This is a genomic window from Mesorhizobium sp. 10J20-29 (assembly GCF_054130485.1).
In genome coordinates, this window is record NZ_CP199156.1 from 4,236,858 (window position 1) to 4,262,794 (window position 25,937).

At 65.0% G+C, this 25,937-nt stretch carries 27 protein-coding genes; 10 read left to right on the forward strand and 17 right to left on the reverse strand.

Annotation, left to right across the window (positions count from 1 at the left end):
- Positions 1-17: 17 nt before the first annotated feature.
- From ACT2BZ_RS20280 to ACT2BZ_RS20320, 9 genes are all read right to left on the reverse strand, one after another.
- The gene (locus ACT2BZ_RS20280; RefSeq protein ID WP_457937249.1) at positions 18-899 is read right to left on the reverse strand and encodes a carbohydrate ABC transporter permease; all 882 of its coding nucleotides are present in this window, start codon (positions 897-899) and stop codon (positions 18-20) included.
- Entirely contained in the window at positions 899-1,798 is a 900-nt protein-coding gene (locus ACT2BZ_RS20285) for a carbohydrate ABC transporter permease (RefSeq protein WP_457937250.1), read from the reverse strand. The genes ACT2BZ_RS20280 and ACT2BZ_RS20285 overlap by 1 nt, the downstream gene beginning before the upstream one ends.
- Before the next feature lie 54 nt (positions 1,799-1,852).
- Positions 1,853-3,103 (reverse strand): ABC transporter substrate-binding protein, encoded by a 1,251-nt coding sequence (locus ACT2BZ_RS20290; protein ID WP_457937252.1) that lies wholly within the window; start codon positions 3,101-3,103, stop codon positions 1,853-1,855.
- A gap of 50 nt (positions 3,104-3,153) precedes the next feature.
- Positions 3,154-4,680, reverse strand: coding sequence for an aldehyde dehydrogenase family protein (locus ACT2BZ_RS20295; protein WP_457937254.1), 1,527 nt, complete (start codon positions 4,678-4,680; stop codon positions 3,154-3,156).
- A gap of 2 nt (positions 4,681-4,682) precedes the next feature.
- A complete protein-coding gene (locus ACT2BZ_RS20300; RefSeq protein WP_457937256.1) occupies positions 4,683-5,450 on the reverse strand; it encodes an enoyl-CoA hydratase/isomerase family protein in 768 nt (255 codons plus the stop codon).
- Complete coding sequence (locus tag ACT2BZ_RS20305) at positions 5,447-7,018, reverse strand: acyl CoA:acetate/3-ketoacid CoA transferase (RefSeq protein ID WP_457937257.1); 1,572 nt, start codon at positions 7,016-7,018, stop codon at positions 5,447-5,449. Before ACT2BZ_RS20305 ends, ACT2BZ_RS20300 begins: the two co-directional genes overlap by 4 nt.
- A complete protein-coding gene (locus ACT2BZ_RS20310; RefSeq protein WP_457937258.1) occupies positions 7,015-8,019 on the reverse strand; it encodes a Gfo/Idh/MocA family protein in 1,005 nt (334 codons plus the stop codon). Before ACT2BZ_RS20310 ends, ACT2BZ_RS20305 begins: the two co-directional genes overlap by 4 nt.
- 203 nt (positions 8,020-8,222) lie before the next feature.
- Positions 8,223-10,145 (reverse strand): L,D-transpeptidase family protein, encoded by a 1,923-nt coding sequence (locus ACT2BZ_RS20315; protein ID WP_457937260.1) that lies wholly within the window; start codon positions 10,143-10,145, stop codon positions 8,223-8,225.
- A gap of 195 nt (positions 10,146-10,340) precedes the next feature.
- Positions 10,341-11,246, reverse strand: a complete 906-nt coding sequence (locus ACT2BZ_RS20320) for an alpha/beta hydrolase (RefSeq protein ID WP_457937262.1) — start codon at positions 11,244-11,246, stop codon at positions 10,341-10,343.
- 51 nt (positions 11,247-11,297) lie between these two features.
- Here ACT2BZ_RS20320 and ACT2BZ_RS20325 point away from each other — a divergent pair, with 51 nt between their 5' ends.
- A complete protein-coding gene (locus ACT2BZ_RS20325; RefSeq protein WP_457937263.1) occupies positions 11,298-11,750 on the forward strand; it encodes a MarR family winged helix-turn-helix transcriptional regulator in 453 nt (150 codons plus the stop codon).
- 10 nt (positions 11,751-11,760) lie between these two features.
- Here the strand turns inward: ACT2BZ_RS20325 and ACT2BZ_RS20330 are convergent, their stop codons facing one another.
- From ACT2BZ_RS20330 to ACT2BZ_RS20340, 3 genes are all read right to left on the reverse strand, one after another.
- The gene (locus ACT2BZ_RS20330; protein WP_457937265.1) at positions 11,761-12,651 is read right to left on the reverse strand and encodes a sulfite oxidase heme-binding subunit YedZ; all 891 of its coding nucleotides are present in this window, start codon (positions 12,649-12,651) and stop codon (positions 11,761-11,763) included.
- 88 nt (positions 12,652-12,739) lie between these two features.
- Positions 12,740-13,351, reverse strand: a complete 612-nt coding sequence (locus tag ACT2BZ_RS20335) for a pyridoxamine 5'-phosphate oxidase family protein (protein WP_457937267.1) — start codon at positions 13,349-13,351, stop codon at positions 12,740-12,742.
- Positions 13,352-13,430: 79 nt separating this feature from the next.
- Positions 13,431-13,784 (reverse strand): gamma-butyrobetaine hydroxylase-like domain-containing protein, encoded by a 354-nt coding sequence (locus ACT2BZ_RS20340; RefSeq protein WP_457937269.1) that lies wholly within the window; start codon positions 13,782-13,784, stop codon positions 13,431-13,433.
- 192 nt (positions 13,785-13,976) lie between these two features.
- Here ACT2BZ_RS20340 and moaA point away from each other — a divergent pair, with 192 nt between their 5' ends.
- From moaA to ACT2BZ_RS20380, 8 genes are all read left to right on the forward strand, one after another.
- Positions 13,977-14,972: a GTP 3',8-cyclase MoaA gene (gene moaA / locus ACT2BZ_RS20345; protein WP_457937271.1), complete on the forward strand. Its 996-nt coding sequence runs from the start codon at positions 13,977-13,979 to the stop codon at positions 14,970-14,972.
- A gap of 96 nt (positions 14,973-15,068) precedes the next feature.
- On the forward strand, positions 15,069-15,989 hold the full coding sequence (locus ACT2BZ_RS20350; RefSeq protein ID WP_457937273.1) for a DMT family transporter: 921 nt from the start codon (positions 15,069-15,071) through the stop codon (positions 15,987-15,989).
- A 37-nt stretch (positions 15,990-16,026) separates the two neighbouring features.
- A complete protein-coding gene (mobB, locus tag ACT2BZ_RS20355) occupies positions 16,027-16,551 on the forward strand; it encodes a molybdopterin-guanine dinucleotide biosynthesis protein B (RefSeq protein WP_457937275.1) in 525 nt (174 codons plus the stop codon).
- A 187-nt stretch (positions 16,552-16,738) separates the two neighbouring features.
- Positions 16,739-17,524 carry an ABC transporter substrate-binding protein gene (locus ACT2BZ_RS20360; RefSeq protein WP_457937277.1) on the forward strand — a complete coding sequence of 262 codons (786 nt, stop codon included), beginning with the start codon at positions 16,739-16,741 and terminating at the stop codon, positions 17,522-17,524.
- A gap of 90 nt (positions 17,525-17,614) precedes the next feature.
- On the forward strand, positions 17,615-18,328 hold the full coding sequence (locus ACT2BZ_RS20365) for an ABC transporter permease (protein WP_457937279.1): 714 nt from the start codon (positions 17,615-17,617) through the stop codon (positions 18,326-18,328).
- Positions 18,325-19,155 (forward strand): ABC transporter permease, encoded by an 831-nt coding sequence (locus ACT2BZ_RS20370; RefSeq protein ID WP_457937281.1) that lies wholly within the window; start codon positions 18,325-18,327, stop codon positions 19,153-19,155. Before ACT2BZ_RS20365 ends, ACT2BZ_RS20370 begins: the two co-directional genes overlap by 4 nt.
- A 63-nt stretch (positions 19,156-19,218) precedes the next feature.
- On the forward strand, positions 19,219-20,088 hold the full coding sequence (locus tag ACT2BZ_RS20375) for an NAD(P)-dependent oxidoreductase (protein WP_457937283.1): 870 nt from the start codon (positions 19,219-19,221) through the stop codon (positions 20,086-20,088).
- Positions 20,089-20,165: 77 nt separating this feature from the next.
- A complete protein-coding gene (locus ACT2BZ_RS20380; RefSeq protein WP_457937284.1) occupies positions 20,166-20,831 on the forward strand; it encodes a DNA alkylation repair protein in 666 nt (221 codons plus the stop codon).
- Here the strand turns inward: ACT2BZ_RS20380 and ACT2BZ_RS20385 are convergent.
- The 4 genes from ACT2BZ_RS20385 to ACT2BZ_RS20400 form a co-directional block, all read right to left on the reverse strand.
- Positions 20,828-21,319, reverse strand: coding sequence for an Lrp/AsnC family transcriptional regulator (locus tag ACT2BZ_RS20385; RefSeq protein WP_457937286.1), 492 nt, complete (start codon positions 21,317-21,319; stop codon positions 20,828-20,830). The genes ACT2BZ_RS20380 and ACT2BZ_RS20385 overlap by 4 nt on opposite strands.
- Positions 21,320-21,425: 106 nt before the next feature.
- Positions 21,426-22,046, reverse strand: coding sequence for a uracil-DNA glycosylase family protein (locus tag ACT2BZ_RS20390; RefSeq protein ID WP_457937287.1), 621 nt, complete (start codon positions 22,044-22,046; stop codon positions 21,426-21,428).
- Between the two features lies 1 nt (position 22,047).
- Positions 22,048-22,659 carry a glutathione S-transferase gene (locus ACT2BZ_RS20395; protein WP_457937288.1) on the reverse strand — a complete coding sequence of 204 codons (612 nt, stop codon included), beginning with the start codon at positions 22,657-22,659 and terminating at the stop codon, positions 22,048-22,050.
- A 43-nt stretch (positions 22,660-22,702) separates the two neighbouring features.
- Positions 22,703-23,320 carry a thermonuclease family protein gene (locus ACT2BZ_RS20400; protein ID WP_457937289.1) on the reverse strand — a complete coding sequence of 206 codons (618 nt, stop codon included), beginning with the start codon at positions 23,318-23,320 and terminating at the stop codon, positions 22,703-22,705.
- 75 nt (positions 23,321-23,395) lie between these two features.
- Between ACT2BZ_RS20400 and ACT2BZ_RS20405 the strand changes: the two genes are divergently transcribed.
- Entirely contained in the window at positions 23,396-24,916 is a 1,521-nt protein-coding gene (locus ACT2BZ_RS20405; protein ID WP_457937290.1) for a sensor histidine kinase, read from the forward strand.
- Here ACT2BZ_RS20405 and ACT2BZ_RS20410 read toward each other — a convergent pair.
- Positions 24,913-25,914, reverse strand: coding sequence for a nicotinate-nucleotide--dimethylbenzimidazole phosphoribosyltransferase (locus ACT2BZ_RS20410; RefSeq protein ID WP_457937291.1), 1,002 nt, complete (start codon positions 25,912-25,914; stop codon positions 24,913-24,915). The genes ACT2BZ_RS20405 and ACT2BZ_RS20410 overlap by 4 nt on opposite strands.
- Between the last annotated feature and the right edge of the window lie 23 nt (positions 25,915-25,937).

The window sequence follows — 25,937 nt, forward strand, 5'->3', positions numbered from 1 at the left end:
CTACGCTCGACCATTCCTCACCCCTTCACGCTGCCGGCCATCAAGCCGCGCACGAAGTAGCGGCCGGCGACGATGTAGACGAGGAGCGTCGGCAGTGCCGCCATGATCGCCCCGGCGAAATGGACGTTGTATTCCTTCACACCCGTCGAGGACTGGACGAGGTTGTTGAGCGCCACCGTCATCGGCTGGCTGTCGAAATCCGAGAAGCTGGCGCCGAACAGGAAGTCGTTCCAGATGTTGGTGAACTGCCAGATGATGCAGACCACGGCGATCGGGCCCGACGACGGCAGCATGATGCGCAGGAAGATGGTGAAGAAGCCGGCGCCGTCGATCTGCGCGGCGCGCACCAGTTCGGTCGGGAACTGCTGGTAGTAGTTGCGGAAATAGAGCGTCGAGAAGCCGATGCCGTAGACCAGGTGAACGAAGACCAATCCAGGCACCGTGCCGGCGAGCCCCATCAGGCCGAGCATGCGGGCCATCGGGATCAGCACCATCTGGAACGGGATGAAGCAACCAAACAGCAGCAGCCCGAAGACGATGGTGTCGCCGCGGAAGCGCCACTTGGTCAGCACGTAGCCGTTAAGTGCGCCAAGCACGGTCGAGATGGCGACGGCCGGCACGACCATCAGGATCGAGTTCAGGAAATAGGGCTTCAGCCCGGTCGCCGCGACGCCGATCTGCGCCGTCGACCAGGCACTCGCCCAGGGCGCGACCGTCCATTCCTTCGGCAGCGCCATCATGCCGCCGGACTGGATTTCCGACAGCGGCTTCAGCGAGTTGACCACCATCACGTAGAGCGGCAGCAGGTAGTAGATGCAGAACAGAGCGAGCAGCGTGTAGATGACGAATCGGGCGCCGGCGCCCGTGCGCACGACTGTGGCGGTTGCGTTGGTCGCCATCACTTCGGCTCCCGCAGTTCGGACCAGATATAGGGGATCATGATCGCGGCGATCGACATCAGCATGATCGTCGCCGAGGCCGCGCCGATGCCCATCTGGTTGCGCGTGAAGGTGTAGGAATACATGAAGGTCGCCGGCAGCTCGGTGGCCGTGCCCGGTCCGCCGCCGGTCAGCGCGATGACGAGGTCGTAGGACTTGATCGCCATGTGGGCGAGCACCACGAAGGCCGACATGAAGGCCGGGCGCAGCTGCGGGATGACGATGCGGCGGTAGAGCGCCCAGTTGGACGCACCGTCGATCTGGGCGGCCTTGAGCACCTCGTTGTCGATGCCGCGCAGACCGGCGAGGAACATCGCCATGACGAAGCCCGAGGTCTGCCAGACCGCGGCGATGACGATGGTGTAGATCGCCATATCGCTGTCCTTGATCCACTCGAAGGTGAAGCTTTCCCAGCCCCAGGAGCGGACCACCGCCTGCAGTCCGATGCCGGGATCGAGGAACCACTTCCAGGCCGTGCCGGTGACGATGAAGGAGAGCGCCATCGGATAGAGGTAGATGGTGCGGATAAAGCCCTCGGCGCGGATCTTCTGGTCGAGCAGGATCGCAAGCGCGAGGCCGAGAGCACAGCAGATGACGATGTAGAGCGAGCCGAAGATCAGCAAATTGTCGATGGCGATGCCCCAGGCGCGGACCTGGAACAGGCGCGAGTAATTCTGCCATCCGACGAGCTCGAAGCTCGGCAGGATGCGGCTGTCGGTGAAGGACAAATAGAAGGTGAAGGCGATGAAGCCGTAGACGAAGACCAGCACGATCACGAGGCTGGGGCTCAGCACGATCTTTGGCAGCGCGTCGCGCAACCAGTCCCCGCCGCGACTGCGGTCCTGAACGGTCATTGTCATCGGTTGTCCTCCCGAACGGGAAAGGGCGACTGCCGCCCTTTCCCTTTTTCGCTCTTACTGGGCCAGCGAGACGGCGTTGACCATTTCCTTCACGGCGGTGTCGGAATCGTACTCGCCGTTGAAGTGTGCGGTGATCACGTCATACATCGCGTTCTTGATCGATGCCGGGTTGGCATGGCCATGCGCCATCGAACCGAACAGGTTGCCCGACGACGATGCCGCAGCCAGGTCCTTCATGCCCTCCTTGCCGCAGGCGTCGAAAGCCTCGTCCGGCACGTCGACGCGCGCCGGGACCGAGCCCTTGACGACGTTGAAGGCCGACTGGAACGACGGCGACATGATCGCCTTGGCAAGTGCTGCCTGCTCGGCCGACACCGCATCGCCCTGCTTGAACATGGCGAACTGGTCGGAGTTGAAGGTCACCTGCTGCTGCGTTCCGGGGAAGCGGAAGCAGAGGAAGTCCTCGCCCGGCTTCTTGCCGGCATTGAGGAACTCACCCTTGGCCCAATCGCCCATGAACTGGAAGGCGGCGTCGCCGTTGATGACCATGGCGGAAGCGAGGTTCCAGTCGCGGCCCGAGAAGTTGTCGTCGACGAAGGAGCGGATGACCGACATGCGGTCAAAGGTTTCCTTCATCTGGGCGGAGCCCAGCGCAGTCGGGTCGAGATCGACGAAGGCGGCCTTGTAGAACTCGGGACCACCGGTCGACATGGCGACGGCGTCGAAGATGGTGGCGTCCTGCCAGGGCTGGCCGCCATGCGCGACGGCGGTCTTGCCGGCGGCCTTGACCTTCTCCATCGCCCCGACGAGTTCGTCCCAGGTCGACGGCTGTGCGATGCCGAGCTCTTCGAGGAGAGCCTTGTTGGCCCACACCCAGTTGGTGGAGTGGACGTTCACCGGCGCGGCGACCCACTGGCCGTCATACTTGGAGAACTTCTGCAGCGCCTCCGGCACGACCGCGTCCCAGCCCTCGGCCGAAGCGATGTCGTTGAGGTTGGCAAGCGCGCCTTCCTTGGCCCAGTCGGTGATGTCGAAGCCGAGCATCTGCACGGCGGTCGGGGCGTTGCCCGAGGTGACGCGGGCGCGCAGTACGGTCATGGCCTGCGTGCCACCGCCGCCGGCGACGGGCATGTCCTGCCAGCCGATACCCTGCGTCTCGAGATCCTTTTTGAGAACGGTCAAAGCCGAAGCCTCGCCGCCCGACGTCCACCAGTGCAGCACCTCCACATCGCCTGCACGTGACAGCGACGTGGCCGATGCCAGTGTCGCTGCCGCCATCAATGTTACCTTGAAGAACCTACGCATGACTTTCCTCCTGTTTTGGTGCGTTGGTATCCATTTCCCGATGCCTGTCGTCAGCCGGCACTCACCCAGTTTGCCCGGGTCCTGCCGATGCGCATTGCGACTGTCTTGACTTCGAGAAATTCGTCGAGGCCGTAAGGCCCTATCTCCCTGCCCTGGCCGCTCTGCTTGAAGCCGCCGAAGGTCATCTCGGGATATCCGTCCATCCATGTGTTTGTCCAGACCGTGCCGGCTTGCGCGCGGCGCGCAAACTCGAGGCAGGTGTGCACGCTCTCGCTCCAGACGCCGGCGGATAGCCCGTAGGCGGCATCGTTGGTCAGTGCGATTGCTTCCTCCAGCGTGCGAAATGTCAAGACCGACAGCACCGGGCCGAACACTTCCTCGCGTGCGATAGCCATGTCCGGCGTCACACCGCGCACCACGGTCGGCTGATAGAACTGGCCGGGAAGCCCAGGAACCGAAAGCGGCGCGCCGCCGAGGCAGACATCGGCACCGGCCGCGACGGCGTCGCGGACATAGCCGTCGATCTTGTCCTGGTGCTGGCTGGTGACGATGGCGCCGACCTGCGTGTCAGGGTTGAGCGGATCGCCGAAGGCTACCTTGCGCGACAGCGCCACGACCTTGTCGACAAAGCTTGCGGCAATGTCCTCGTGCACGATGATGCGGCTCGACGAGTTGCAGCACTGGCCAACGTTGAAATAGACGCCGAAGGTGACTGCATCTGCGGCGCCGTCGAGGTCGGCGTCCGGGAAGATGACCTGCGGGTTCTTGCCGCCGAGTTCGAGCGCCACCTTCTTCAGCGTGCCGGCGGCGGCGACCGAGATCGCCTTACCGACCGCGGTCGAGCCGGTGAAGGTGACCATGTCGACCTCCGGGTGGCTGACCATCAGGGCGCCGACCGGCTGGCCGTGGCCCAGCACGATGTTGACGACGCCGGCAGGCACGCCCGCCTCGACCAGCAGCTCGCCCATCATCACCGTGGTCGACGGCGTCATTTCCGACGGCTTGATGACGCAGGTGCAGCCGGCGGCGAGCGCGAAGGGCAGCTTCTGGCTGAGGATCCAGAATGGAAAATTCCACGGCGTGATGATCGAGACGACGCCGATCGGCTCCTTCAGCACGACGCCCAGCATGTCCTCGCCGAGCGTGTTGTGGCTGTCGCCGTGCATGGTGCGCGCCAGCGAGGCGGCGTAGCGCCAGAGGTCGGCCGCGCCGCCGACTTCGCCCTTCGACTGCGAGATCGGCTTGCCGCTCTCCAGCGTCTCCAGAAGCGCGATGCGGTCGACATTGGCCTCGATGAGGTCGGCGACCCTGAGCAGGAGGGTGGCGCGCGCCTTGCCGGAAATGCGGCTCCAGACGCCTGAATTGAAAGCGGCGCGTGCAGCATCTATGGCGGCCTCCGTCTCGGCCTCGCCGCCCTTGGCGGAGCGGCTGACCAGGATGCCGTGCGAGGGCGACAACCGGTCGAAGGTCGCGCCACCGGCACTCGCGCGCCATTCGCCGCCGATCAGGTGGCGGCCCTCGAAGGGGGCATCCGGGAGATCCGCCTTCGTGGCTTCGATGAGGTTGAGCTCGGTCATGGTCATGTTCCGGGAAATTCGGGTTTGCGTTTCTCGCGGAAGGCAGTGACTCCCTCCGCGCGGTCGGCGGTTGCGGCAATGGCAGCACTTCCCAGCGCCTCGATCATCGCGCCGGCGTCCTCGCCGCGCGCGGCGTGGATCATCGACTTGGCGATTTCGACTGCGCGCGGCGACAGCTCGGCAGCGCGCGCGGCGATGGCCTGGGCTGCGGCGCGCGGATCGTCGGCGACCTCGGCCACGAAGCCGAGCGCCAGCGCCCGCTCTGCGCCGATACGGCGTCCGAACAGCGCCATTTCCTTGATCACCGGCTCGGGCAGCAGCCTCGCCAACCGCTGCGTACCGGACCAGCCGGGCACGATGCCGACGCCGGCTTCGGGCAGTGCGATCGTCGCCCTCGGCGCCATGACGCGGATGTCGCAGGCGGCGGCGAGTTCAAGCCCGCCGCCGAAGGCGTGGCCGTTGAGCACGGCAATCGTCGGCTTTGAGAGCCGCGCCAGCCGGTCGAAGATGCGGTGGCCGTCGCGCACCCAGTGGCGCGCGAACTCGGCCGGCGAAAGATCGCCCCAGCCATTGATGTCAGCGCCGGTGCAGAAGGCCTTTTCACCTTCGGCGGTGACCAGCACGCAGGCGATACCGGCCAGCCTCTCGATCGCCTCGAGATGGTCCGCCAGCTGGCCGAGCATGGCGACCGTGAAGCAGTTGAGCTTTGCCGGATTGTCGAGCCTGAGCACGGCGACAGGACCCTGTATCTGGAGGTGGACGGCGCTCATGGCGTCCACCCCATCGGGCCGGCGCCGAACAGGGTCTTGGGCATGACCTTGGCGTTCTCGGCAAGCTTCACGCGACCCTGCGAGGCGCCGACGATGTCGGTCTCGGGCACGATGCCCGGCATGATCTCGGTCGCGACGAGGCCGTCCTCGCCAAGCCGGATGACGCAGCGCTCGGTGACGTAGATGACGTCCTGGCCCTGCTCGCGCGCCCGCCGGCCCGAGAAGGTGACGTGCTCGACCTTGTCGACCATCTTCGTGAACTTTCCGGGTTTTGCGACCTTGACGCCCGCTTCGGTGAGCTCGATCTGCGCACCCGCCTCGAACCAGCCGGAGAAGACGATCTTCCTGGCATGCGCCGTGATGTCGACGAAGCCGCCGCAGCCGGCCGTCAGGTAGGGCTTCTTGCCGAGCTTCGAGACGTTGACGTTGCCCTCGGTGTCGACTTCGAGGAAGGACAGGAAAGACATGTCGAAGCCGGCGCCCTGGAAGTAGATGAACTGCTGCGGCGACGGCACGTAGGCATCGGCGTTGGAGGCGCAGCCGAAGGCGAAGTCGGTGAGCGGCATGCCGCCGACAGCACCCTGCTCGATTGCCCAGGTGACCGCGTCGGGGTGGCCTTCCTCGAGCAGGATGCGCGGCACCATGGCGCTGATGCCGAAGCCGAGATTGGCTGTCATGCCCTCTCTCAGTTCCATTGCCGCGCGGCGCGCGATGACCTTCTCGACGCCGTGCTCGGCCAGCTTGAAGCTCGACCAGGGGCGCATGACCTGGCCGGAGATCGCCGGGTCGTAGAGCGTCTCGCAGGTCTGTTTCTGATCGGGATCGATGACGACGAGATCGACGAGGTGGCCGGGCACCCGCACGTCATGCGGTCGCAGGCTGCCCGCCGCAGTCGTCCGCTTGACCTGGGCGATCACGATGCCGCCATTGTTGCGCACGGCAATCGCCTGCTCAAGGCCTCCGAGATAGGCGCCCTCGTGCTCATAGGTGAGGTTGCCGCGCTCGTCCGCCGTGGTGGCGCGCAGGATGCAGACGTCGGGCTGGATGTTGGGAAAATGCAGCCAGGTCTGGCCGCCGAATTCGACGCGCGACACGATCGGCGCCTCGGCGCCCTTCGCGTTCATCGCGCAGCCCTCACGGATCGGGTCGGCGAAGGTGTCGAGGCCGACCGTTGTCAGCACGCCCGGCCGGCGAGCGGCGGCCTCGCGGTGCATGTCGAACATGATGCCGGAAGGGACGTTATAGGCGGCGACGCGCTCCTCGACGATCATCTTCCATATCTCGGGCATCGGGAGGCTGGACGGGCCCGACGGATAGGAGCCGGCAAGCACGCGCTTCAGCAGCCCGTCCCTGGCGATGTGGTCCATGCCCTTGACGCCATACATGTCGCCGGCCGCGATCGGGTGCAGCGCGGTGATGTCGCGCGGATGACCCTCGGCCCCAAAACGCTCGCCGATAGCCTTCAGCACGAGGTCGGGGCAGCCGAGCGCCGATGAGGACGACACGGTGACGACGGCGCCGTCGGCGATGCGCGAAGCCGCTTCGGCTGCGGAAACAAGTTTGCTCATTCGATGCCACCATAATTGACGGTCTGGCGGGCACCGCTGCGGGCCGCCTCGCGCACGGCAAGCGCCACGGCGAGCGACTTGACGCCATCTCGGCCGTCGGCTGCCGCCCTGCCCTCGCCGCGCACGGCCGCGGCGAACTCCGCGACGCCCCTCTCATAGAGGTCGTAGCTATCGTATGGCACGGCCTCGCGGCCCGATGCGGTAACCAGTTCGATCTCGCCCACCGGCTGCTGGGTCATCACGCCGCACGCGAAGATCGAGCCCTCGGTGCCGTGCACCTCCAGACCGGAGCCGGCGAAGGGGTGGGTGAAGCTCTCGTGGCTCATCACCATGGCACCCGACGGCATTGTCCAGACTGACATCGCCGAGTCCTCGACCCCTTGCCCCATGCCGGACGACGCCATCTGGGCGACGGCCGTCTGCGGGTCCTCGCCAGTGAGGAAGCGGGCAACGTCGGCATCGTGCACCGTGATGTCGGGAATGACGCCGCCGCCGGCTTCGGCCGAGGTTATGCGCCAGCCCTGCAGATGGGCGGGCAGATGGACGGCGTGAAAGAGACGCAGCGACAGCACCCGGCCGATGCGGCCCGACGCAATCAGGTCTCGAATGGCGCGATGGCTGCCCGAGCAGCGCAGATGGTGGTTGGTCGCGAAGACGAGGCCGGCAGCTTCAGCGGCGCGTACCATCGACACCGCGTCTGCGACCGACATGGCGAGCGGCTTTTCGCAGATCAGATGCTTGCCCGCCTCGATGGCGGCCATCGCCTGGGCAAGGTGCTTCTCGTTGGTGGTGGAGATGTAGACCGCGTCGACCCTGGCATCGCCGAGCGCCTCGCCGAGATCGGTGCCGGAGCCCGAAATGCCATGTTGGTCGGCATAGGCCCTGCCGCGTTCGGCCGAGCCGCTGACGACACGCAGAATCTCGGCGCCCTCTTGGGCGCGGATGGCCGGGATCATGTATTGGGCAGCAATAGTGCTTGCACCGACGAGCGCCCAGCGCATCGGCTCCTCCCTCATATGGAACGTTCCAATCAAACTAATGGAACGTTCCAAAATGAGTCAATGGGCACGACCGTTTTATTGTCGCGGGTTTTCGCAGACTCTCGGAGCCCATACGTCTTCGCAAGCGAGCTGGTGCCGAAACCAATGACGCCCCGCGAATGCACGGGGCGTCGGAATGAAGCGGAGGCGGCGTCGAAATACCGTCAGCTACTCGGCGTGCGGGCTTCCTCGGTCTTCTCGAGCGCGGCCTCGAGCCGTGCGTCGCGACCGTAGACATCGTCGAAATACTCGACCTTGCCGTTCTTGTCCGGCCAGGCGGTGAAATAGGCGACGTAGACGGGAATCTTGCGCGTCGTCTTCTCCGACGAGTGCCCCTGCCGGAGCTTCGCCTCGACGTGCTCGATGCTGGTGCCCAGTACCGCCGCCGCCATGCCGCGCGGGTCCTTCAGGCGCACGCAGCCATGGCTGAAGGCGCGCGCGTCGCGGTCGAACAGCTTCTTCTGCGGCGTGTCGTGCATGTAGATGGCATGCTTGTTGGGGAACAGGATCTTCAGCTCGCCGAGCGCATTGGCCTCGCTCGGCGTCTGGCGCACATTGTAGGGGACCCTGGAGCCGTAGGCGTACCAGTTGACCGAAGAGGACGAAACGCGGCGCCCGCTCGCATCCGTCACCTCGTAGCCGGCGCGGTCGAGATAGCCGGGGTCGTTGCGCAGGCGCGGCAGCATCTCATTGACGATGATCGACTGCGGCACGCCCCAGTAGGGATTGTAGTCCACCTGCTCGATCTCGTCGTAGAAGAAGCTGGTCTGGTTTGACGGCTTGCCGACCACGACGCGCATGTTCAGCTTTTCCTGACCGTCCTCGATGTAGCGTGCGGTATAGGCCGGCTGGTTGATGAAGACGCGGTCGTCGCCAAGACGCGACGGCAGCCAGCGCAGCTGCTCGAGCGCGATGACGACCTTCTCGATTCGGTCGGCGCGCGAATTCCCGGCGAGAGCACTGACAGTGCGCGGACCGACGACGCCATCAGGCCTCAGGCCGGCCTTTTGTTGAGCCGCCTTGATGACGGGCACCAGGTCGTTGCCATAGGTCTCGGTTGTGACCGTACGCGACAGCAGTTCGCCGTATTCGCCGCCCATCTCGTCATCGAGGTCGCGGGCAATGATCTGAAGCACCTTCGGAAACTCGGCGCTCTCCTGGCCAGGCTTAAGCAAGAGGTCCGAATCGACGACGATGTCGTTCTCGGCGCTCGCCTTCAAGGCCTCAAGCTCGACGCGCAGACTGCGGTATTCTGAACCCTGCGGGTGGTGCGATTCAAGCGAGGCACGCAGGTCGGTAGCCGCGGCCAGACGCTTCAATTCGGCGACACGGTCGATCGGCTTCAGCGGAAGGTCGTAGTAGCCGGAGATGCGGTCGGCCACGACGCGCCCGTTGGTCGCGTCGCTGATATAGCGCAGAACGCGTGCCGTCAGCGTCATCTCGAAGCGGATGAGGTCCTGGTTGCGCGCCGCGTCGCCGGCGGACGACTGGCTGCGCGACGGTACGGCCAGGCTGTAGTCGACGGGCGACAGGCCGTGGCTGCCGGCTTCGCCGAGTACGCGCAGCGCCTCGCGGCCGCGCTCGTTGACGTCGTTGTCGCTGACCCAGATGAAGTCGGGATTGGCGGTATAGTAATCGACGATCGCCTTGCCAGCCTCGGACTCGGCCAAAAGCTCATAGCCGGAAAGGCCGGACACCGCCTCGCGGAAGGCCGTCGATGCCGTTCCGTCGAGCGAGGCCGACTGGCCTATCGCGGCCAGCGGCGCGAAATCCACCTTGCGCAACGCGTCGGCCCGGTAGGTGTAGTAGGACGGGGCGGAAATCTTGGCCGGCGCCGCGCGCACGACGTTGTTCCTCGGTGCGGGTTCGACCGATTCCAGCGGACGCTTCACCTGGCGCTGCGACCGGAAGGTCTGGCCGCTTTCGCGCTGGCTGCCACCGAGCGGCCGGCTGCTCAGGCTTGAACCGGAGCCGCCGAAAAGCCTGTCGAAAAGCCCCTGGGCGTCTGCCTGCGGCATGCCGAAGGAAAGTGTCGCCGCAAGCGCCGTGAGGGGAAAGAGAACCGCCTTTCGAGCAAAGATTTTCATCGATCATCCATTCCGATTTGCCGCGCAACCACTCGTAACACCAGAAGGCGGATGTAAGGCGCAACGTTATCGATTCATACCCGTATCACCAAGTTCTCACAGATTCGGCGTGCAGTGTTGCGCATCGGCTTCACAACATTGTGAGGCTGCGGCAGGTTCCACGCTGTTTCGGCGAGGCCGTTTACGGCAGAGGTCTCAGAGGGCCGTGACGGGCTCACAGATGAGGAAATCGAGGGCGCGTCGCAGGACGCCGGGATCGGCAAGGATGCGTCGGTGGCCGAGGCCTGGCGCCCAGTGCAACGCGACATGGCTGCCGGCCCTGGCATAGGATGAAGCATGATCGGCGGCGACCTCGCGGTCGTCGGGCGCATGGACGACGAGCGTTCGCGCCGGCACCAGGGCGAGCTGGCTGGTGCCGTCATAGCTTTCGAGCGGATGGCCGGCCAGCCGCTTTACGCGCGCTGCGACCGAGGCCCTGGTGCGCGGGCCGATCCCGAGCATGCGGTAGAAATCGTCGAACACGGCGGGCAGCGAACTCGGCGCGGCAATCAGGACCAGGGCGGCAGCATCGACCGGCGCAATACCGGCAACGGAACCGGCGAGCGCATTGACGGCAACCGCGCCACCGAAGGAGTGGCCGACGACAGCCGCAAATGGGCCGAACCAGTCGCCGGCAACGCGCACGGCGGCAACCGCGGCGGGCAACGTCAGGCGGCGGCCGGACGATTCCCCATGGCCCGGCAGGTCGAGAGAAACGACACGGAAGCCGGCATTCCTGTACAATTCGATCAGCGCCTTCATGAACTGCGTACGCGAGCGCCAGCCGTGCACGACGAGCACGGTGCCGGCGAAGGGCCGGCCGTCGAGCGGGCGGAATTCGTGTACCGCAAGGCAGCCGATGCCGCAGGGAATGCGGTGGTGGCGGGCCTCGGCCATGAAGCCGGCCGCGCGCTCGACCGCCCTCGCCTCGCCCGGCGACATCTTCTCCGGGTCGGGCGTACGGGCAAACAGCTCGAAGGCGACACGGCCGGCCAGACGCGGCGCGACATGCTCGGCCAGCCCGAAGGCGGTGCGGATGACCTTGACGCCGAATGATGCCATGATACTTGTCCGAAAACAGGTTCGTTCAAACATGAACATAATAGTTCAACCATGAACAGTTCGCAAGACCTCCCGTGGGACAATCCGCGCTTTCGCAACTGGGTCGCCGTGGCGCGCGCCTGCCATGCGGTCGAACGGGCGGTCGCAGTCGCGTTGGCGCCGCTGGACCTGAAACCGGCGCAGCTCGACGTCTTGATGAACCTCTATCGGCACCCCGGCATGTCACAGCACGAACTGGCGCGAAAGCTGCTGGTTGGGCGCTCCAACATCACCATGCTCCTGCCGCAGATGGAGAAACGAAACCTGCTGCGCCGCGACGGTGACGAGAAGGACAAGCGCGTGCTTCGCCTCACGCTGACCGACGACGGCGTAGCGTTGCTGATGAAGGCACTGAAGGTGCATACGGCGTTGATCGAAAAGGCGATGAGCCAGTCAACACCGGCAGAATGCGACATGCTGGGCGACCAGATGCGCCGTGTCGCCGAAGTCTTGAAGTGCGACTAGCCCGGAAACTCTAGGCAGCCGCCCGTTCAGCCCTTCGCCCGCGCGGCGCGCTGTCGCGCTTGCCGAGATAGGGGCGCGCCCAAGCGACGCATGCTGCGGCAACGCCGACAGCCAGCACCCACCAGGCCGGACGGATCGAGAAAGCGAACTGCAGGTTTGCGGCAAGGACCCTGCCCGGCGGAATGCCGGTGGCAAGCCCGTACCAGGCATATTCGATCGCCGCGGTGGCGAGCGCCGCGATGATCGCCGCACCGGCAAGCACCAGGGGCGACGACAGATCGAAGCCGCGCCAGTGGGCGACGCGGTAGAGCATCAGCAGCGCGAACAGGCCTGCCATCAGCGTCGGCTCGTAGACATCGGCCTTCGACTGGATGAAGAAGTGGAAGGCCGCGAGCAGGCCGATGGCGTAGACGATCCTGTGCAGCCGGCCCCAATTGCGGCCGAGCCGGCGGATTGCCGCGTCCGTCGAGGTGGAGCCCAGCGCGACCAGACCGAGAAGCGCGACGAAGCCGATCGTCAGGTAGTAGCGCTGCACGATCTCGAGCGCCGCCTTGAGGACGTCGAACTTCAGGTCCCATGTATACAGAAAGAGGTGCCCGAGCGCGTAAAACAGTGCCGCCAGCCCGATCATGCGGCGCACCATGATGAGCTTCGGCCAGTTGGCGATGCGGCGCAGCGGCGTGACGGCGAGCGACAGCAGCAGGAAGCGGATCGCCCAGTCTCCGGTCTCGTGGATGGCCTCGGTGATCGGCCGCGCGCCGAGCAGGCCGGGCGACCCGGCAGGCACCAGTGTGCCCTGCGCCGCGGACAGGGCCAGAAGCAGCGCCGGCAGGCACAGGCCGGCAAGCACGGCCGCCTTCAGCAGAGAGAATCTTCCGGCCCGGTCGGTCCAGGGTGTCATGTCGCGTCGGCTCCTGCGTTCATGCAGGCTATACGTTGCCGACCGCCGGTTTGTTACCGCCGGCCGGATCACATCGAGTTGAAGCAGGCTACCACATCGAGGCCTTCGCGCGTTCTGGCCATTCGCGGTCATAGGCCGCACCGTCGATCGACTTGCGGCTGGTGATTTCGAGGATGCGACCGGGCGTCGGCAGCGAAGCCGGATCGACGTGGCGCGTCGCATCCCACAGGCTGGAGCGGTGGATCGCGCGCGCACACTGGAAATAGACGTCTTCGACAGAGACCACGATGACCGAGCGGGCCGGCTTGCCCTCGACGGCGAAGGAGGCGCATAGCTCGGCGTCGACGCTGATCAGCGCGCGACCGTTGACCCGGAGCGTGGTCCCGGAGCCCGGCACCAGGAAAAGCAAGCCGACGCGCGGGTCTCGGATGATGTTTTTCAGGGAATCCGCCCGGTTGTTGCCGCGACGGTCAGGCATCATCAGCGTCCGGGGGGTGTGGACGCGCACGAAACCCGGCAGGTCGCCGCGCGGCGAGCAGTCCAGCCCCTCCGGCCCGCAGGTCGCCAGCGACACGAAGGGCGAGGCCTCGATGAAGGCGGCGTATTCGGGGATGACGTGATCGAGCTGCTTGACCAGCGAGGACTCGCCGGGCAGTCCGTAGAGCGCTTCCAGCTGCTCGATCGACGAAATCACGGACATGGCACGCTCCATCTTCGGGAAATCCATCTGGCCTCTGCCCGTGACACTATCGTGACAGACGGCGAGCAGGTCGCCTCGTCTATCGGTCGCGCGACAGTCCCTTGGCTTCGAGCGAGGCGAGATAGGCGGCCCAGACCTCGTCCTTCTCGTGGCCGAGCTGGTGCAGGTAGTCCCAGGTGAAGATGCCGGTGTCGTGCATGTCGTCGAAGGTGATCCTGACGGCGTAATTGCCGACCGGCTCGATCTTCATGATGCCGACTGTGCGCTTGCCGGGCACGGTGACGCGCTGGTCGGGCGAATGGCCCTGCACTTCCGCCGACGGCGAGGCGACGCGCAAGAGCTCGGCCGGCAGCTCGAAAGGCTGATGGTCCGAAAAGGTAACCGTCAGCGTCCGCCGATCCTTCGAGACCCGCAATTCCTTTGGCGCGCTCATCCACCGTCTCCCGAAGTTTCCAGGGGCCAAAAACGCCCGTCGCGGCGCAGCCTTAGCGCCCGGCCGCGCCGGATGCACGCCCAATCATTGCCATTTGCCATGCACCACTACCTTGAACCAATAGCCACGAGCCATCAGATGGTTGTATATGGTCGGCACAGGGTTGCCGTCACAAGCATCGGAAGCGCATTCATGGACATGATCGATCCCTTCGGTCGCACCGTCAGCTATCTCCGCGTATCGGTCACCGACCGTTGCGACTTCCGCTGCACTTACTGCATGGCCGAGAACATGGCCTTCCTGCCCAAGAAGGACCTGCTGACGCTCGAGGAACTCGACCGCCTGTGCACGGTGTTCGTCGAAAAGGGCGTGAAGAAGCTGCGGCTGACAGGCGGCGAGCCGCTGGTGCGCAAGAACATCATGCATCTGGTGCGCCAGCTCTCGCGCCACCTCGAAAGCGGCGCGCTCGAAGAATTGACGCTGACCACAAACGGCTCGCAGCTGACGCGCTTCGCGCCCGAGCTGGTCGATTGCGGCGTCAAGCGCATCAACATTTCGATCGATACGCTCGATGCCGACAAGTTCCACGCCATCACCCGCTGGGGCAATCTCGACAAGGTGCTGGAAGGCATCGACGCCGCCCAGGCTGCTGGCCTGCATGTCAAGCTCAACGCAGTCGCGCTGAAGGGCTTCAACGACACCGAAATGCCGGAGCTCATGCGCTGGGCGCATGGCCGCGGCGCCGACCTGACGGTCATCGAGACGATGCCGCTCGGCGAGATCGACGAGGACCGCACCGACCAGTACATGCCGCTCTCGCTGCTGCGCGCGCAGCTCGAGGAGCAGTTCACGCTGACCGACATTCCCTTCAAGACCGGCGGCCCGGCTCGTTATGTCGAGGTCAAGGAAACCGGGGGCCGCCTTGGCTTCATCACGCCGATGACGCACAATTTCTGCGAGAGCTGCAACCGCGTGCGGCTGACCTGCACCGGCACGCTCTACATGTGCCTCGGACAGGAGGACGCCGCCGACCTGCGCGCGCCGCTGCGCGCCTCGGAAGGCAACGAACTACTGTCGCAGGCGATCGACGAGGCGATCGGCCGCAAGCCGAAGGGCCACGACTTCATCATCGACCGGCGTACCAGCCGCCCCGCTGTCTCACGCCACATGAGCGTTACCGGCGGCTGAGCGACCACGCGAACTGATCCAAGCGGCGCACGCACCCTGCGGTTGCGGTTTCGTGGCTTCCTGCTAGAGCAGCGGAGCCGAAACGCGGAATTTCCCTTGCCACTCTCGCCCAATCTTACCGCCGCTCTCTTCATGTGCCTTTCCATGGCGGGCTTCACAGCCAATGACGTGATCGCCAAATACCTGTCCGATTCGATGAACATGGGCCAGGTGATGCTGCTACGCGGCCTGTTCGCGACGCTGTTCATCGCCGCGCTGGCCTGGCACCGGGGTGCGCTCAAGACACCGCGCCTTGTGCTTCAGCCGCTGGTCATGCTGCGTGTGGCGGGCGAAGCGCTCGCAACGATCACCTTCCTGATGGCGCTTGCCCATCTGCCGATTGCCAATGTCGCGGCGGTGCTGCAGGCCCTGCCGCTCGCCGTCACCATGGGGGCGGCGCTGCTGTTCGGCGAAGGCGTCGGCTGGCGCCGCTGGCTCGCCATTGTGGCCGGCTTTGTCGGCGTGGCCATCATCGTGCGTCCCGGATTCGAGGGTTTCAGCGCCTATTCCCTGCTGGCATTCCTGACGGTCTGCTTCGCCGCGATGCGCGACCTCGTCACCCGGCGCATCTCGCACGAGGTGCCGACGCTGTTGATCTCGACGGCGACGGCGGCCACTGTGACGCTGTGCGGCCTGTTCCTCGTCGGACCGATGGGCGGCTGGGCGACGCCGACCGCGCCGGATCTCGTACAACTTGCCATCGCGGCGGCCCTTCTGCTCGTCGGCTACCAGTTCATCATCCTGGCGATGCGCCTGGGCGAGATCTCCTTTGTCGCGCCGTTCCGCTACACCGGACTGTTGTGGGCAATCCTGCTCGGCTTCCTGGTCTTCGGCGAACTGCCGGACTTGCCGATGATGCTGGGCGCCGCCATTATCGTGGCATCGGGACTGTTCACGCTCTACCGGGAAAAGGTGGTCGGCCGCTCCATGGTATCGTCCCAAAGCGTCGGACCGGGAATGGCGCCCGACGGGCTGTGAGAGACGGGGCCGCACGGATGGCCGGGATGGCAGACTGATGCAGCGCGTGATCGGCATCACCGGTTGGAAGAATTCCGGCAAGACGACGCTGACCGAGCGGCTGGTCGCCGAACTGACGTGGCGCGGCTGGACGGTCTCGACGGTCAAGCACGCGCATCATGGGTTCGACATCGACCGGCCGGGTACCGACAGCCACCGCCACCGCGAGGCCGGCGCTCGCGAGGTCGCGATCGTCTCGGGCCGGCGCTGGGCGCTGATGCACGAATTGCTCCACGAGGAAGAACCGCCCCTCGAAACGATCCTCGCAAAGCTGTCACCCTGCGACATCATTCTGGTCGAAGGCTACAAGCGAGAGAAGCACAAGAAGATCGAAGCGCGGCGCCTTGATGCGCTCGAGCACACGCCGCTCAGTGCAAGCGATTCCGGCGTTATCGCGGTCGCCGCCGACCACGCCCTACCCGGCGAGAGCCTGCCTGTCTTCGACCTCAACGACATTCCCGCGATTGCCGACTTCGTCGAAGCGGCTACCGCGCTGTCGGCGCCGAAACGTCGGGGCGACTGACCGAGCCTCCCCTTGTGGGATGCCGCAGCGGCAGACTGATCGCCGGCTAACCTAACTTTCCGTACGAGCATTGTTTGGTATTGCTTTTTCGCTGGAAACAGGCGGATTATCGCCATCTGCAGCGGCACGAGCCGCGGCCATCGATCACCGGGCCTGCCCGGGAGAATTAAACCGAGAGGGGTTAAGTATGCTTGGAATGAAACGCGTCACGCTCGCAGTTTCGGCAGCGGCATTGGCACTTGTCTTGTCCGGTGCGACCAGTCAGGCGCAGACGGCACTGAAGATCGGCACCGAAGGCGCCTACCCGCCCTTCAACAACCTGACTGCGGACGGCCAGCTCGTCGGCTTCGACATCGACATCGCAAACGCGCTTTGCGAAGAGATGAAGGTGACCTGCGAATTCGTGACTCAGGATTGGGACGGAATCATCCCGGCTCTTCAGGCTGGCAAGTTCGACGCTATCATCGCGTCGATGTCGATCACGCCAGAGCGCGCCGAGAAAGTCGACTTCACCGGCAAGTATTACAACACGCCGCCGGCAATCGCCGCGCCGAAGGATTCGACGCTCACCGGCGTCTCCAAGGAAGATCTTGCCGGCAAGATCGTGGGCGTGCAGGGCTCGACCACGCACTTCAACTATTCCACGGCGACCTACACGGACTCGGAAATCAAGTCCTATCCGACAGCGCAGGAATATCAGCTCGACCTCGCCAACGGACGCCTCGATGCCGTCAACGATGACATCTCGGTGCTCGAGGAATGGCTGAGCACGCCGGAAGGCGAATGCTGCAAGCTGATTGGCCCGGTCCAGTCGGTCGATTCCATTCACGGCCCAGGCGCCGGCATCGCCGTCCGCAAGGGCGAGACCGAGCTTCGCGACAAGCTCGACGCCGCGATCAAGGCCATCCGCGCCAATGGAAAATACAAGGAAATCAACGACAAGTATTTCTCCTTTGACGTGTACGGCGGCTGACGGGGAAGCCCGCAAAAACAAAAAGCACAAACGGCGGGAGCCAGCTCCCGCCGTTTGCATGATGAAGGCAACAATCCGTAAGGAGTGGGGATGGACAGCGTCTGGACGCTGCTCAGTTTTGGCCCGAAGGGCTGGAGCGACGACATCGCCTATGGCGTCCTGGTCACAATTTCGCTGGCGCTGGCAACGCTGCCGATCGGCCTCGTCATCGGCTTTTTCGTCGCCGTCGCCAAGCAGTCGAGCGAACCCTCGCTGCGCATGGCCGGCAATGTCTACACCACGATCTTCCGCGGCCTGCCAGAACTCCTGACCCTGTTCGTGGTCTTCTATGGCGGCCAGATCGCCGTCGGCCAGATCATCCGCTTCTTCAGCCCCGGCACCGTCGTCGAGATCAACAGCTTCGTCGCCGGCATGATCGCGCTTGGCGTCGTCTTCTCGTCCTATTGCAGCGAGGTATTCCTGTCGGCCTTCCGTGCCATACCGGCCGGCCAGTACGAGGGCGGCTATGCCATCGGGCTCTCCAAGGGCCAGACCATGCGGCTGGTGGTGCTGCCGCAGCTGATCCGCATCGCCCTGCCCGGCCTTGCAAACCTCTGGCTGAACCTGCTCAAGGACACCGCGCTCGTCTCGGCCATCGGCCTGCCGGACACGCTGCGCCAGGCCGGCATCGCGGCGCGCGTCACCAAGGAGGCCTTCCTGTTCTTCGGGGTTGCCTGCCTGGTCTTCCTGGTTCTGGCGATGATCTCCTCGGTCGGCATCCATGCCATTGAGCGCAAGGTCGGCAGCAGCGGGGTAACGCGATGAGCGTCGCCGAGAACCTGGCAAGTCAGGTCGAGCGCCCGCCTGAGCTGCGCCGCCAGTGGACGCGCGGGCGCATTCTCGGCCACGCTCTGGTCGGCCTCTGGATCCTGCTCGGGATCGGCCTTGTGACCTATCTCTTCGGCGCCTGGAATCCCGCGCTCTTCGAACGCTACCTGCCGCTCTACTGGTCCGGCCTGCAGGTGACACTGGCGCTGGTCGGCGCCTCGATGGTCATCGGCGCGCTGCTCTCAGTGCCGATTGCCTATGCGCGCATGTCGAGCAACCGGCTGCTGAACAGCCTTGCCTACGCCTATGTCTACTTCTTCCGCGGCACGCCGCTGCTGGCGCAGACCTTCCTCGTCTATTACGGGCTCGGCTCCTTCCGGGCCGAACTCGACGCGGTCGGGCTCTGGACCTTTTTCCGCGACGCCTGGTACTGCGGCGTTTTTGCCTTCTCCCTGAACACGGCCGCCTACCAGGCCGAAATCCTGCGCGGCGCCATCGAGAGCGTGCCGCGCGGCCAGTGGGAGGGTGCGGAATCGCTCGGCCTGCACAGGTTGCAGACGATGTGGAAGGTGATCCTGCCGCAGGCGATGATCGTGGCGCTGAGGCCCTACGGCAACGAATTTATCCTGATGGTCAAGGCCTCTGCGATCGTCGCCATCATCACCGTTTACGACCTGATGGGCGAGACACGGCGCGCCTATGCCCAGACCTTCGACTTCCAGACCTATATCTGGGCGGGGCTGATCTACCTGTCGATCGTTGAGGCCTTGCGCCATTTCGTCGACTGGGTCGAGCGGCGCATCACGATCCACCTCAAGCGCTGACTCCAACCGTCTCGCATGATGCGCTAACAACACCGGACAACCGGACTGAAAGGATTCACAAAAATGGCAACGGTCGCATTCCTGGGACTTGGCGTGATGGGTTACCCGATGGCGGGGCACCTGAAGAACAAGGGCGGGCATGACGTGACCGTCTACAACCGGACGACGGCCAAGGCCGAAAAATGGGTCGCCGAGCACGGCGGCGCATTCGCCGCGACGCCGGCAAAGGCTGCGGAAGGAAAGGATTTCGTGTTCTCCTGCGTCGGCAATGACGACGACCTGCGCTCGGTCACCATCGGCCCGGACGGCTGTTTCCAGGCCATGGCCAAGGGAGCCATCTATGTCGACAACACCACCGCTTCGGCCGAAGTGGCGCGTGAACTCGCAGAAAAAGCCGACGCCGGCGGTTTCGGCGCGCTCGACGCACCGGTTTCGGGTGGCCAGGCAGGTGCCGAAAACGGCGTGCTGACCGTCATGGTCGGCGGCGAGCAGGCGGTTTTCGACAAGGCACGCCCGGTGATCGACAGCTTTGCCCGCATGGTCGGCCTGATGGGCCCGGCCGGCGCCGGCCAGTTGACCAAGATGATCAACCAGATCGCGATTGCCGGGCTGGTGCAAGGTCTCGCCGAAGGCATGCATTTCGGCAAGAAGGCCGGTCTCGACCTTGAGAAGGTGATTGAGGTGATTTCCAAGGGCGCCGCCGGCTCCTGGCAGATGGAGAACCGCCACAAGACGATGATCGCCGGAAAGTACGATTTCGGCTTTGCCGTAGACTGGATGCGCAAGGATCTCGGCATCTGCCTCGACGAGGCCGACCGAAACGGCGCGAAGCTGCCGGTGACCGCGCTGGTCGACCAGTTCTACAAGGAAGTGCAGCAGATGGGCGGCAAGCGCTGGGACACGTCATCGCTGCTGGCGCGGCTCGAAAGGTAAGCTTGGCAGCCGGGCCCGACCTCTCCCGCCTTTCGCCTGCCTCGACGGCGCAGGACGTTCTCCGATTTCTCCGCGAAATGGGCTCGGAGAAAAACCGCCAGGGCATGCGCCGCTATGGCATCAGGGTCGAACTAGCGGTTGGCGTGTCGCATGGCGTGCTGCGCCAGGTCGCGCGACGCATCAGGCGCAATCACGAGCGTGCATTCGATCTGTGGGCGGGCGGCATCAGGGAGGCGCAGTTCATCGCCGCCATGACCGCGGACCCTGAGCGCTTCACCAAGGAGAACGCCCGGGCCTGGGCGGCCGATTTCGATTCCTGGGACATCGTTGACGGCGTCTCCGACCTCTTCGTCGACACGGACCACTGGCAGACGCTTATCCAAGAGTACGCAGCAGACGATCGTGAGTTCGTGCGGCGCGCTGCATTTGCAATGATCGCCTTGTCGACTGTGCACCGGAAGCAGGAGCCCGAGGCAGTATTCCTCGATTTCCTTCCGCTGATTGAACAGCACGCGACTGAACCGCGAAACTTCGTCAGAAAGGCAGTCAACTGGGCGCTGCGCTCGATCGGCAAGCGATCGCAGACACTCAACGCCGCAGCACTCGAGACCGCCCGCCGGCTGGCGGATTCAGCCGACAAGACATCGCGCTGGAACGGCAAGGATGCCATCCGGGAACTGACGGCCGAAAAGACGCTGGCTGGAATTGCGAGACGTGAAGCGAGCCGCCGAGTCGGACGCTAAGCGGACTTCGCGCCACTCTCCTTGTCGAGCACCATGTAGTCGAGCGGCATTTCGGTCGTGTACTTGATCTGCTCCATGGCAAATGACGAGGACACGTCGCGGATCTCGATCTTGGCGATCAGGCGCTTGTAGAAGGCGTCATAGGCGGCGATGTCGGGCACGACGACACGGATCAGATAGTCGATGTCGCCGCTCATGCGGTAGAACTCGACCACCTCCGGAAAATCCTGGATCACTTCCGAAAAGCGCTTCAGCCATTCGTTGCTGTGCGAATTGGTGCGGATAGAGACGAAGACGGTGACGCGTGCGTTTATCTTGACCGGGTCGAGAATGGCGACACGCCGCCTGATCACGCCCTCCTCCTCGAGCTTCTGGATGCGGCGCCAGCACGGCGTTGTCGAGAGGCCGACCTTCTTGGCGACATCGGCAACAGCAAGGGTGGAGTCTTCCTGCAGCAGACGCAGAATCTTGCGGTCAAGGCGGTCCATGAAAATACTCCGGAGGCGGTATAATCATCCATATTCACAGCAAGCGAGCGCCCCCGCAAGAAAGAAATTCCCTTAAAGCGCCAAAAACTGGGACTGGTTTGCCCTGTTAGCTCGAAGTGCGGTCTGCGATTTCCGCTTTGAGAAAAGGCAGCAATTCACTCTCGAACCATGGATTGCGCTTCAGCCAGCCAGAATTGCGCCAGGACGGATGCGGCAGGGGCAGGACGCGAGGCTGCTTCCCCGACGCCCAGAGCACGCGCCAGTCCTTCACCGTTTCGGTTAGCGACGGACTGCGCAGTGCGCCAAGGTGCCAGGCTTGCGCGTAGAGTCCGATCGTCAGGACCAGATCGACCTGGGGCATCAGCGCCATCAGCGGCGCGCGCCAGGCCGGCGCGCATTCGCGGCGCGGCGGCAGATCGCCGCCCTTGGCGTCGAGACCGGGGAAGCAGAAGCCCATCGGCAGGATGGCGAAGCGCTCTGGGTCGTAAAAAGTCTCCGCATCGACGCCGAGCCAGTCCCGCAGCCGGTCGCCCGAAGGATCGGTGAACGGAACGCCCGAGGCATACACGCGCGTTCCGGGCGCCTGGCCGGCGATCAGGATCCTGGCCGACGAGGACGGCACCAGCACCGGCCGCGGCTCATGCGGCAGCGGGCGGCCAAGCGGCGACTCGACGCAGACCCGGCAGCCGCGAACCCGCGCCGTCAGCGTCGAGAGATCGTCGTTCATCTCAAGCGGCGGCGCTCGGACGCGCCGCTAAGGCCCGGTACCAACGCAGCACGTTGGTCAGCTCTTCCGGCACGGCGATGCGCGCCGGTTTCATGAAGTCGAGCGCCACGAGCCCGGTGATGTCTGCGACCGAATAGTCGTCGCCGGCGATGAATTCCCGTTCCCTCAGTTCCTTATCGAGCAGGCGCAGGAACTCGATCGCCTTGGGTTTGTTGGCCTCGCCCCAGTCAGGGACCTGCGGCACCTCCCACTCCTTCATTGCCGGATGAATATGCCGGAAGGCCTGGGCGACAGGAAAGAGCAGGTTGAGCTCCATCCGGCGCTGCCACATCTCCACCAGCGCCTTGCCGACGGCGCCGCGCCCGAACAGGGCCGGTTCCGGCTGGATCTCCTCGAAATAACGGCAGATGGCGATCGATTCGCAAAGTACCGTACCATCATCGAGTTCGAGCACCGGCAGGCGCTGCAGCGGATTGCGCGACGAGACGTCGGGACCGCGATGTTCCATGGCGGCCATGTCTACAGGCGCGACCGGCACCTCGATGCCCTTTTCGGCCAGGAAGACGCGAACCCGGCGGGGATTGGGGGCCCTGCCCCCGTCGAACAGCTTCATGAAATCCTCCCTGCGTATCAGCACCGGTATAGGGGTGGCGCGGCTAAATGCGAAGCGCCTGGCGGAGCCAGTTGAGGATACGCCCGACGAGCAGGTGCTCGTCTTCGGCCATGCCGCCATGCTGTTTGCGCCAGCCCTGCGGCCGCTCGAAGGTTCCGGACCAGAGGCCCTTCCCCGCCTCGCGGGCCGAAGCCTCCTCGGCGGCGAAGTCGCCATAGGCAACCGCCCATCCCGACAGCACCAGCTGCCGGTTGAGTTCAACGCCGCCGGCCGAACAGGCGGCGAGCAGCCGGTCGTAGCGGTCCCGCTCCCATCCGATGCAGGTCACCGGCCTGCCTGACACCAGCGCGACCAGCGCCTCGCGCGCCTTGGTCCCGCAGGCATAGTCTGAACCGGCCTTCTCGCAGCGCTGCGCGAGTTCGGGCGCATCGATGCCGCGCAGCCGGATTCGCTCACCGTCGAGAGACAGCGAATCGCCGTCGGCGATGCGCGCCTTACCCGAGATGCGGCGCTCGGCGACACGGTCGAAACGGGCAACGACGACAAGCAGCGCGCCGAGGATCGCGGTGGCCAGCAGGATATCGAAAACGCGGCGCCGAAGGCTAGTCTTGCGAGCCCGCCGGCCACCGAGACGGCGGCTCGAAATGCCCGTTTTCAGCATATGGCAAACAATCTCTTAATCATTCGGCCATAGCCTGCGGTCTTTGGGAACCGTTGCGCGCGTAAGTTGAATTTCATGCCGTTGCTCAGATCAGATACGGCGGACAAAATCATTGTGGACCGCAGGAAACCGCATCGCAACAGCGATGTGGCGCGTGCCGTTCGCAAGACGCGGGACCGTCTTGCCCACCAGACCGGCAGCGTCAATTTCGACCGCGACCTGCTGAAGCTGCATGCCCGCGCGATGAGCCGCAGCGCCATCGCCATCCTGGTGATGGTGATCGTGATCGCGACAGCGGGCCTGTTCGCCGGCATGGGTCGATCGATCGTCATCTGGGCGCTTGTCACGCTGACCTGCTACGCGCCGCTCGCTGTAATCGCCAGGCGCACGACGCGCGCCGCTTCTTCTGAGCTCGATGTTTCGCGCACGACGCGCAACTTTCTCGTCGCGCATTTCGTCAGCGGCATCGGCTGGGCCTATTTCGCGCAGCTCTACTGCGCCGCCTGCCAGGCCGGCCAGTTTCCGCTCATCAAGGGCATCGTGCTCCTGCTGGCGATTGCCGCGACGGCGCTGGTCGGATCGTCGCTGCGAGGCGCACTGGCCGCGACATTTGCCCTGCCGCTCGCCACCTACACCCTGCTCGGCACCCGCATGCAGACGCCTGTAGAGGCGCTGATGGTCGGGCTGTTGATCGCCTCTCTGCCCTTCTTCGCCTACGTCGCCGACCAGTTGAACCGGTCCTCACTGTTGCTCCTTTCCTTCCGCTCCGAGAAGGATGCGCTGCTGGCCGAGGTCGAGACTGCCAAGGCGATGTCGGAGGAGGCCAGACGGCGCGCCGAGGACGCCAACCTCGCCAAGTCGCGTTTCCTGGCGACGATGAGCCATGAACTGAGAACGCCGCTCAATGCCATTCTCGGCTTCTCAGAGGTGATGGGCAAGGAAGTGCTCGGCCCAATGGAAAACCCGACCTACCGCGACTACGCCAAGGACATCCACGAATCCGGCCGCCACCTGCTCGACCTGATTAACGAGATTCTCGACCTGTCTCGTGTCGAGGCGGGCCGCTACCAGCTCAACGAGGAGCCGGTGGTGCTGGCAGACGTTGTGGAGGAATGCTGCCACCTGATGGAGCTGAGGGCGCGCAACAAGGGCATCAAGCTGGTGCAAAGGTTCGAGCCGTCGCTGCCGCGCCTCTTTGCCGACGAACGCGCCGTGCGCCAGATCACGCTGAACCTCCTCTCCAACGCGGTAAAGTTCGCGCCGAGTGGCAGCGAGGTCGTCGTGCGCGCCGGCTGGACGGCGGGGGGCGGACAATATGTCTCGATCAAGGACAGCGGTCCGGGTATTCCCGAGGAGGAAATCCCGGTTGCTCTGTCGGCCTTCGGCCAGGGATCGATCTCGATCAAGAGCGCCGAACAGGGCACGGGGCTCGGCCTTCCGATCGTCCAGGGCCTTCTGGCGCTGCACCAGGGCGGCTTCGAGCTGCGCTCGAAGCTGCGCGATGGCACGGAGGCGATCGCCAGCTTCCCGGCAACACGCGTCATGGAAGAGTTGCCGGCGCTGCCGACGGCGGCCGGAAGCGGAAAGCGCCGCTAGGCGTCCTGCCTGACGGCCGCGGCCATGCCTGAGCTCAGAAGCGCGGCCGCCCTGACGACGCCGGCGGCAATCGCGGCGCCCGTGGCCTCCCCATGCGACAGCTGAAGATCGAGAATCGGCTGCAGGCCGAGCGTTTCGGCAACTCGCGCATGACCTGGCTCGGTCGCGACCTGGGCAAGCATGCAATGCTCGACGGCAGTGGGGTTGGCGGCATGCAGCAGCGCTGCCGCAGCGGTCGCCGCCAGTCCGTCGAGGATGACCGGAAGCTTCTCGGCGCGCGCGGCAATGATCGCGCCGGCACAGGCGGCGAACTCGCGACCGCCGACGCGACGGAGTATCTCCAGCGGGTCCTTCTGGCGGCCGTGCAGCGCGATGGCGGCATCGACGACTTCGGCCTTGCGGCCAATCATCGCCTCGTCGGCACCGGAGCCCGGCCCGACCCAGTCCGCGCCCTTGCCGCCATACAGCATGCAGAAGATCGCCGCGGCGATGGTGGAATTGCCGACACCGACATCGCCAAGGCACAGGAGGTCCGTGCCGCCGGCGATAGCCTCCATGCCGAAGGCCATGGTCGCGACGCAGCCGAGTTCGTCGAGGGCGGCGTCGCGGGTGATGTCCTCGGTCGGCAGATGGAGCGCCAAGTCGAAGACTTTCAGACCGAGATCATGCGCCAGGCAAAGCTGGTTGATCGCGGCCCCGCCCGCCGCGGCGAGTTCCACCGCCTGCGCCGTCGCGGCGTGCGGGCGCGGCGAAACGCGCTGCGTGACGACGCCGTGATTGCCGGCAAATACGGCGACAAGCGGCCGGTTGATCTGCGGCGGCGCTCGACCCGACCATTTCGCCAGCCATGCCGCGATATCCTCCATGCGTCCGAGCGAACCTTCCGGCTTGTCGGCCCTGCCGAAAAGCATCGCCACGCGGTCGGCGGCGGCCTGATCGCCGGCCGGTAGCGATGCGAGCAGGGACCTGTAGTCGTCGAAGGGAAGCGCGCTGGTCATGTCAACCGTCCGGATTGTCTGCG

Bases quoted from the DNA above. Each gene is read 5' to 3' on its own strand.
- ACT2BZ_RS20360 (WP_457937277.1), top strand. From the start codon at position 16,739: ATGCTTGGAATGAAACGCGTCACGCTCGCAGTTTCGGCAGCGGCATTG.
- ACT2BZ_RS20365 (WP_457937279.1), top strand. From the start codon at position 17,615: ATGGACAGCGTCTGGACGCTGCTCAGTTTTGGCCCGAAGGGCTGGAGC.
- ACT2BZ_RS20405 (WP_457937290.1), top strand. From the start codon at position 23,396: ATGCCGTTGCTCAGATCAGATACGGCGGACAAAATCATTGTGGACCGC.
- ACT2BZ_RS20385 (WP_457937286.1), bottom strand. From the start codon at position 21,319: ATGGACCGCCTTGACCGCAAGATTCTGCGTCTGCTGCAGGAAGACTCC.
- ACT2BZ_RS20340 (WP_457937269.1), bottom strand. From the start codon at position 13,784: ATGAGCGCGCCAAAGGAATTGCGGGTCTCGAAGGATCGGCGGACGCTG.
- ACT2BZ_RS20320 (WP_457937262.1), bottom strand. From the start codon at position 11,246: ATGGCATCATTCGGCGTCAAGGTCATCCGCACCGCCTTCGGGCTGGCC.
- ACT2BZ_RS20295 (WP_457937254.1), bottom strand. From the start codon at position 4,680: ATGACCGAGCTCAACCTCATCGAAGCCACGAAGGCGGATCTCCCGGAT.
- ACT2BZ_RS20375 (WP_457937283.1), top strand. From the start codon at position 19,219: ATGGCAACGGTCGCATTCCTGGGACTTGGCGTGATGGGTTACCCGATG.
- moaA (WP_457937271.1), top strand. From the start codon at position 13,977: ATGGACATGATCGATCCCTTCGGTCGCACCGTCAGCTATCTCCGCGTA.
- ACT2BZ_RS20370 (WP_457937281.1), top strand. From the start codon at position 18,325: ATGAGCGTCGCCGAGAACCTGGCAAGTCAGGTCGAGCGCCCGCCTGAG.
- ACT2BZ_RS20330 (WP_457937265.1), bottom strand. From the start codon at position 12,651: ATGACACCCTGGACCGACCGGGCCGGAAGATTCTCTCTGCTGAAGGCG.
- ACT2BZ_RS20390 (WP_457937287.1), bottom strand. From the start codon at position 22,046: ATGAACGACGATCTCTCGACGCTGACGGCGCGGGTTCGCGGCTGCCGG.
- ACT2BZ_RS20380 (WP_457937284.1), top strand. From the start codon at position 20,166: ATGGGCTCGGAGAAAAACCGCCAGGGCATGCGCCGCTATGGCATCAGG.
- ACT2BZ_RS20310 (WP_457937258.1), bottom strand. From the start codon at position 8,019: ATGCGCTGGGCGCTCGTCGGTGCAAGCACTATTGCTGCCCAATACATG.
- ACT2BZ_RS20395 (WP_457937288.1), bottom strand. From the start codon at position 22,659: ATGAAGCTGTTCGACGGGGGCAGGGCCCCCAATCCCCGCCGGGTTCGC.
- ACT2BZ_RS20335 (WP_457937267.1), bottom strand. From the start codon at position 13,351: ATGTCCGTGATTTCGTCGATCGAGCAGCTGGAAGCGCTCTACGGACTG.
- ACT2BZ_RS20300 (WP_457937256.1), bottom strand. From the start codon at position 5,450: ATGAGCGCCGTCCACCTCCAGATACAGGGTCCTGTCGCCGTGCTCAGG.
- ACT2BZ_RS20315 (WP_457937260.1), bottom strand. From the start codon at position 10,145: ATGAAAATCTTTGCTCGAAAGGCGGTTCTCTTTCCCCTCACGGCGCTT.
- ACT2BZ_RS20325 (WP_457937263.1), top strand. From the start codon at position 11,298: ATGAACAGTTCGCAAGACCTCCCGTGGGACAATCCGCGCTTTCGCAAC.
- ACT2BZ_RS20285 (WP_457937250.1), bottom strand. From the start codon at position 1,798: ATGACAATGACCGTTCAGGACCGCAGTCGCGGCGGGGACTGGTTGCGC.
- ACT2BZ_RS20305 (WP_457937257.1), bottom strand. From the start codon at position 7,018: ATGAGCAAACTTGTTTCCGCAGCCGAAGCGGCTTCGCGCATCGCCGAC.
- ACT2BZ_RS20280 (WP_457937249.1), bottom strand. From the start codon at position 899: ATGGCGACCAACGCAACCGCCACAGTCGTGCGCACGGGCGCCGGCGCC.
- ACT2BZ_RS20290 (WP_457937252.1), bottom strand. From the start codon at position 3,103: ATGCGTAGGTTCTTCAAGGTAACATTGATGGCGGCAGCGACACTGGCA.
- ACT2BZ_RS20410 (WP_457937291.1), bottom strand. From the start codon at position 25,914: ATGACCAGCGCGCTTCCCTTCGACGACTACAGGTCCCTGCTCGCATCG.
- mobB (WP_457937275.1), top strand. From the start codon at position 16,027: ATGCAGCGCGTGATCGGCATCACCGGTTGGAAGAATTCCGGCAAGACG.
- ACT2BZ_RS20400 (WP_457937289.1), bottom strand. From the start codon at position 23,320: ATGCTGAAAACGGGCATTTCGAGCCGCCGTCTCGGTGGCCGGCGGGCT.